Annotated in this window: 2 protein-coding genes; both read left to right on the plus strand. The window is 34.6% G+C overall.

Going from position 1 to position 896, the window contains the following annotated elements; all coding sequences use genetic code 11:
* The first annotated feature begins 16 nt into the window (after positions 1-16).
* Positions 17-313: a type II toxin-antitoxin system HigB family toxin gene (locus EHQ31_RS18735; RefSeq protein WP_100720816.1), complete on the plus strand. Its 297-nt coding sequence runs from the start codon at positions 17-19 to the stop codon at positions 311-313.
* Complete coding sequence (locus tag EHQ31_RS18740; protein ID WP_135575085.1) at positions 310-711, plus strand: helix-turn-helix domain-containing protein; 402 nt, start codon at positions 310-312, stop codon at positions 709-711. Before EHQ31_RS18735 ends, EHQ31_RS18740 begins: the two co-directional genes overlap by 4 nt.
* The last annotated feature ends 185 nt before the right edge of the window (positions 712-896 follow it).

The raw sequence follows: 896 nt of genomic DNA on the forward strand, positions 1-896 counted from the left end.
GATATTCTTGGATGAAGTGCATATTATTAGCTGGAAGAAACTTGATGATTTTATTAATAAACATCCTAATTCTGAATCTTCCTTAAAAAGCTGGTTCAAAATTGTTAAAAACACATCTTTTAAAGATTTTAATGAATTAAGAAAAGTTTTTAACTCCGTTGATCAAGTCGGTAATCTTACTGTTTTCAATATTAGTGGAAATCATTTCAGACTGATTGTAGCTATTCATTACAATCGACAAAAAGTATTTGTTCGGAATATTTTAACTCATAACGAATATGACAAAGGAAAATGGAAAAAGGAGAATATATGATTCTAGAAATTGAAAAAGTTAAGAATGTCTGGCATCACGTTAAAGATATTCTTTCTGTTCCTCATACTGACAAACAATATAAAAAACTTGTGAAAGTTTTGGATGAACTTATTGATGAAGTTGGTAATAATGAAAAACATCAATTAGCTCCGCTTCTGGAAACCGTTGGTAATCTTATTGAAGAATATGAATTTGATCACTTTATTCAACCCAATGCTGAACCAATCGAAGTTTTAAAGTTTCTGATGGAAGAAAATAATCTTACTCAAAAAGATTTAAGCATTTTGGGTAGCCAAGGTGTTGTTTCTGAAATATTGAATGGAAAAAGAGATTTAAATGTTCGGCAAATCAAAGCTTTAGCTGAAAAATTTAATATTTCACCAGCTGTTTTTATTTAATCTACTACCTTGCGTCTTCGTATAACAACGGCAAATCGCTGCGCTTCGGGACTTGCGCCCTCGCTTGGTCTGCGACACATAGGCTTCTGGCACTCCCCTTGCCTACGCAAGTGTCGTGGCCAGTCCCTAACGTCCCGTTGGGACTCAGGGTCAGCCTACGTCGATTAGCCTAGTTCGTTATGCGA

The sequence above is a fragment of the Leptospira montravelensis genome (genome assembly GCF_004770045.1).
Classification (GTDB): Bacteria; Spirochaetota; Leptospiria; order Leptospirales; family Leptospiraceae; genus Leptospira_A; species Leptospira_A montravelensis.

What these genes read in the sequence shown, in the direction of transcription:
- EHQ31_RS18740 (WP_135575085.1), top strand. Translation starts at nt 310, where the DNA reads ATGATTCTAGAAATTGAAAAAGTTAAGAATGTCTGGCATCACGTTAAA.